The sequence below is a fragment of the Prauserella endophytica genome (assembly GCF_005146945.1).
GTDB lineage: Bacteria > Actinomycetota > Actinomycetes > Mycobacteriales > Pseudonocardiaceae > Prauserella_A > Prauserella_A endophytica.
This window is the reverse complement of record NZ_SWMS01000065.1, coordinates 1-5099: the sequence shown is the minus strand read 5'-3', so window position 1 is coordinate 5099 and position 5099 is coordinate 1. Positions and strand designations below refer to the sequence as shown.

Below are 5099 nucleotides of genomic sequence, written 5' to 3'. Positions count from 1 at the left end.
AACACGGCCAACAACCACCCCACCTTCAGCGGATCCAGGTTCAACGCAGTGAAGGTGGCCTTCACTGCGGTTGGCGCCCACTCAGAAGTCGCGCACCACGCAGACCGAGTCGCGCACCGGGTCGGTCGCGTAGACCACGCGGGTGCGCTGGTCCACGGCCACGGCGCCGGGATTGATTCCGAGCGCCAGCTCTCCCGTCCGCTCGCCCTGGGCCCCGTCGATCCGCACCAGCCCGTTCGCCCCGCCGTTGGCGTAGACGGTGGCGGTGCCCTGGTGCACGGCGACGGCCGAGGCGGCGCTGCCGAGCAGGATCGTCGCCTTCTCGGTGCGGTTGGAACCGTCGAGCACGGACAGGTGGTGGATGCCGGCGTTGGCGACGTAGACGGTGTTGCTCAGCCGGTGCACCGCGACCCCTGCCGGGGAGCGGCCTGCCGGGATCGAGCCCGTGAACCGTTCGGTATGCAGGTCGAGCACCTCGACCCGCGCCTCGCCCACGCTCGTGCAGTACGCCAGCCGCCTTCCGGGATCGACGCAGATCCCGGCGAGGGCGTCCGACTCGCCCGGCACCAGGTTCGCGAACGACCCTGCCGCGCCGTCGAGCACCGTGACCGTTCCGCTCGCCTCACTGGCGACGTAGACCGTGTCGGTGGTTTCGTCCACCGCGAGCGCCGCCGCCCCGGGCCCCGCCGCGATCGTGGTCAGCACCCGGCCGGTGGCCCCTTCGAACACGGTCACCGTCCCGGCCGGCCGGTTGCTCGCGTAGACCCGGCCGGTGACCTCGTTCACCGCGACGTCGCTCACCGTGGACCCGACCGGCACCACCGCGCGCAACGCGCCCGTGCGGTCGAGCACGCACACCGTGCCGTCGCCCTCGCAGCCGACGTAGACCGATCCGGTGAGTGAGTTCACAGCCACGCACGACGGCGACCGGCCCACGGAAACGGCCGTGACCTGTGTCGCTCCGGCCCTTCCCGTCGGGAGGAGCGAGGCCAGCGCGGCCATCGCCGTTCCGAGCACCACGCGGCGCGCCCACCTCGGCTCGGCCACTCCGACCTCCTGTTTTTCCTCCACGTTTCTGCGCTGTTGTCGGTCGGACCGTAACCTGAGGGCAGGCTGAACGTCGGCTGAAATGCGAGTGTGATTGCGGCTTCGCCCCTGCCGAGTGACGTTCACCAGGAACTTCGCAAGCATCGACGGCGTTCGATCTAGTGGAGCCGGCGCCCAACGGCCGGCACTCGAAGGGAGGCATGAGCACGTGCACAAGCACCGCAACGGGCTGAAGACCGCGATGCTGCTCGGCCTGCTGAGTGCCATCATCATCGCGATCAGCGGGCTGTTCGGCCGCGGCGCGCTGTTCATCGGCCTCGCGATCGCGATCGGCATGAACGCCTACGCGTACTTCCAGTCCGACAAGCTCGCCCTGCGCGCCATGCGCGCGCGGCCGGTGTCGGAGGCCCAGCAGCCCGCGATGTACCGCATCGTTCGCGAGCTGGCTACCCAGGCGCGCCAGCCCATGCCGAGGCTCTACATCAGCCCCACGCAGGCGCCCAACGCGTTCGCGACGGGCCGCAACCCGCGCAACGCCGCCGTGTGCTGCACCACCGGCATCCTGGAGATCCTCGACGAGCGCGAGCTGCGGGCCGTGCTGGGCCATGAGCTGTCCCACGTCTACAACCGCGACATACTCATCTCCTGCGTGGCCGGTGCGCTGGCCAGCGTGGTGAGCGTGCTGGCGAACCTGGCGCTGTTCACCGGGGGCAACCGCGAGGGGGGCAACCCGCTCGTCTCGCTGCTGCTCGTGTTCCTCGGCCCCATCGCGGCCGGGATCATCAAGATGAGCGTCAGCCGCTCGCGGGAGTACCAGGCCGATGCCTCGGGCGCGGAGCTGACCGGCGACCCGCTCGCGCTCGCCTCGGCGCTGCGCAAACTGGAGCGGGGCACCAGAGCCCTGCCGCTCGCGCCGGAGCCCAAGGTCGTCTCTCAGTCGCACCTGATGATCGCCAACCCGTTCCGGCCGGGTCAGCGGCTCTCGCAGCTGTTCTCCACGCACCCGCCGATCGAGGACCGCGTGCGCAGGCTGGAGGAGCTGGCCCGCAGGCGGTACTGAGGCGGCTCAGCCGGAGGCGCCCGCGGCCATGGCGACGTCCATCACGTAGTCGCCGTAGCCGCTCTTGGCGAGCTTCGCACCCAGCTGGTAGCACTCGTCAGCCGTGATGAAGCCCATGCGCAGCGCGATCTCCTCCAGGCACGCGATGCGGACCCCGGTGCGGTGTTCGAGCACCTGCACGAACTGGGCGGCCTCGAGCAGCGAGTCGTGCGTGCCGGTGTCGAGCCACGCGAAACCGCGGCTGAGCTCCACGAGCCGCGCGCGGTCCTGGCGCAGGTAGGCCATGTTGACGTCGGTGATCTCCAGCTCGCCTCGCTTCGAGGGCGTGAGGCCCTTCGCGATCTCCACCACCTGGTTGTCGTAGAGGTACAGACCGGTGATGGCGCGGTTGGAGCGCGGCCGCTCCGGCTTCTCCTCGATGGAGACCAACCTGCCGTCGGCGTCCATCTCGCCGACGCCGTAGCGCTGGGGGTCCTTGACGGGGTAGCCGAACAGCACACAGCCGTCCAGAGTGGACACCTGTTCCTGCAGGGTCCGCGAGAAGCCCTGGCCGTAGAAGATGTTGTCGCCGAGGATGAGCGCCACGTCGTCGTCGCCGACGAAATCCGCGCCGATCACGAACGCCTCGGCAAGCCCGTTGGGCGCGGCCTGCTCGGCGTAGCTCAGTTCCAGCCCGAACTGGCTGCCGTCACCGAGCAGGCGCCGGAAGTTCGGCAGGTCCGTGGGCGTGGAGATGACCAGCACCTCGCGGATCCCGGCCAGCATGAGCACCGAGAGCGGGTAGTAGATCATCGGCTTGTCGTAGACCGGGAGCAGCTGCTTGGAGATCGCCTGTGTGATGGGGTGGAGCCGGGTGCCGCTGCCACCAGCCAGCACGATGCCCTTCATCAACTACTCCTGCCGTCACTCGGTCGTGAATGGCCAGGGTATCGCGGCGGTCAGCGGGCCGGCCCCCTGCCGAAGTAGGCCTTGCACACCCCGTTGGTGTAGTCCGCGGCGATCTGCAGCACGTTCTCGCCGTCGTCCACGGGCAGCAGCGTGGAGCTGTAGTTCGGGCACCAGTTGTCGTAGGGCCTGCGCACGTGGACGGGAGCGGGCACCTCGTACCAGTCACCCGCGCCGAGGTGGTCGTTGGCGAGCAGGGTCCGCCCGTTGCCGGGCAGCGGCTTGCCGTTCCGGTCGACGTAGATCTGGCCGACCATGAGAATCCGGGTGCCCGTGGGGCCGCCGGGGAACAGCGTGATGGTCTGGGCGTGCTGGAAGTGGTTGCCGCTCGCGGTGTCCACCCTGGTGCCAGGGGCCTTCGGGTCGCCGTAGTTGGCGCCGTCCGGGGAGATCTTGAAGTACGGGTCGCAGAAGCGGTCACCGTAGTTGCAGATCTCGTAGGCGAAGTAGTACCGCCCGTCGGGCAGCCTGCGCACGATCGGCATGCCGGGACGCACGCGGTCGGGTGGGATGGCCATCGTGCGCTGCTTGGTGCCCCAGTTGATGCCGTCGGTGCTGGCGACGCGGTTGAGAACCTGGCCGTAGCGGGGCGCCTCGGTCTCGTCGGCGTAGTGCATCCAGAGGTTGCCGCCCACGTCGACGGTGAACTCGGGCTCCCACACGCCGTCGTAGTTGTGGGAGCGAACGGGCTCGGCGAGGAAGCTCCAGCTGCGACCGAGGTCACGGCTGGCCCACACGCGGATGCCGATGCGCCGATCGGGCCCCGCCTTCTGCCGGTAGCTCGCGGCCCACAGCAGCGTCCCGGCCCGCAGCCGTCCAACGCGTTCCGGCAGCTCGTAGAGCGTGCCGCAGCACATTCCAGCGGCCCCGGCGGGATCACGCACGGCGCCGACCCTGGTGAACGTGCGGCCCTCGTCGGTGCTTTCGAAGATCGGCGCGTAGTTGCCGGCGGAGTCCCTGCTGGTGACGGAGGCGAGGATGCGCCCGTTGCCGAGCAGCCCGCTGTGCTCGAGGCGGATCAGCCGGGGGTAGGAACCGAGCCCGTCGTGGAGAAGCTCTCGCTCGGCGGCCGCCGCGGGCGCGACGACCCCCGAGAGCGTGAGCAGGCAGAACAGCAGGACGCAGACCTTGCGCATGGTGATCCCCTTCGCGCTGTGACGGAGGGATTACACCATGACGTGATCTTGTGCGTCGCGTCGTGGCGGCTTCTTCTCTGGCACTCTTCGCGGCCTGCGGGCAACGGTGTCCGGCGGGTCCGCCGGACACCGTCAGCGCTGCCGCGTCAGCGGTAGTTGGTGAACTGCGCCTGACCTGTGTCGACGCGTCTAGCGAGGGCTCTGGCCTGCGCTTATCGGTGGTCGTCTGCCGTTGGTGATCGTCGCTGGCCGGTGCCATCTGTACCGGATTTGTACCCGGCCATGGGTTAGCACTGCGGGGCCAGAGTTGAAGCGACGAATGGCGACCGGCACCGTTTGCCGTGCTAGGTGGGTGTCTGACGAGCGGTGACCGCTCTACGGTTTTGCCGCGAGTGCAGCATCGACCCGACGCAACGATGCCGCCCACTCTGCGGTTTTCGGGCACACTGCGTGGACTACCGCGTGGATGTCCGCCGCATCTCGGTGGAGCTCGCGGTTGATGATCGGTTCCAAATGCGCGATTCGATTGCGGAGCTGATGCAGTCGGCGCATCGGCTCGTCCACTGCGGTACGTCGTCCGTGGACGTGGGGGAATCCGTGCCGAATCGACTCAAGCCACAGCGTGTGCTCATACCGGGCTGCCAGGAGGTACCGCCAGAAGCCGAAGGAAAGCTCGGCAACAACAGCACCGACCGGCGGCTTCGGCTTGGTGGGGCGCCGGATCTCCTTTACCCGGCGCCATACTTGGGCTCGTTCAACGGCCTTCGCGATGTCGTCCTTCGCGCGCTTTTCCAGGAGATTTGCGGGGTCGTCCAACCAGGTACCGGGACGTTGCTCGCGTTCAGGCCGTGTCATGACAACTGTGTAAGCCGCGGATGGACCAAGATCGGATTGCCCGACGCGATCCAGAA

General features: G+C 68.6%; 4 protein-coding genes and 1 pseudogene. 1 reads left to right on the top strand and 4 read right to left on the bottom strand.

Going from position 1 to position 5099, the window contains the following annotated elements; genetic code table 11:
* Window positions 1–81 precede the first annotated feature (81 nt).
* The gene (locus tag FCN18_RS38780) at window positions 82–1047 is read right to left on the bottom strand and encodes a YncE family protein (RefSeq protein ID WP_228714364.1); all 966 of its coding nucleotides are present in this window, start codon (window positions 1045–1047) and stop codon (window positions 82–84) included.
* 208 nt (window positions 1048–1255) lie between these two features.
* Between FCN18_RS38780 and htpX the strand changes: the two genes are divergently transcribed.
* A complete protein-coding gene (htpX, locus tag FCN18_RS38775; protein WP_112276695.1) occupies window positions 1256–2107 on the top strand; it encodes a zinc metalloprotease HtpX in 852 nt (283 codons plus the stop codon).
* A gap of 6 nt (window positions 2108–2113) precedes the next feature.
* Here the strand turns inward: htpX and rfbA are convergent, their stop codons facing one another.
* The 3 genes and pseudogenes from rfbA to FCN18_RS38760 form a co-directional block, all read right to left on the bottom strand.
* On the bottom strand, window positions 2114–2995 hold the full coding sequence (rfbA, locus tag FCN18_RS38770; protein ID WP_112276697.1) for a glucose-1-phosphate thymidylyltransferase RfbA: 882 nt from the start codon (window positions 2993–2995) through the stop codon (window positions 2114–2116).
* A 50-nt stretch (window positions 2996–3045) separates the two neighbouring features.
* Window positions 3046–4188: a sialidase family protein gene (locus tag FCN18_RS38765; RefSeq protein WP_112276699.1), complete on the bottom strand. Its 1143-nt coding sequence runs from the start codon at window positions 4186–4188 to the stop codon at window positions 3046–3048.
* Window positions 4189–4563: 375 nt separating this feature from the next.
* Window positions 4564–5099, bottom strand: a pseudogene (locus tag FCN18_RS38760) (hypothetical protein); the annotation flags it as partial.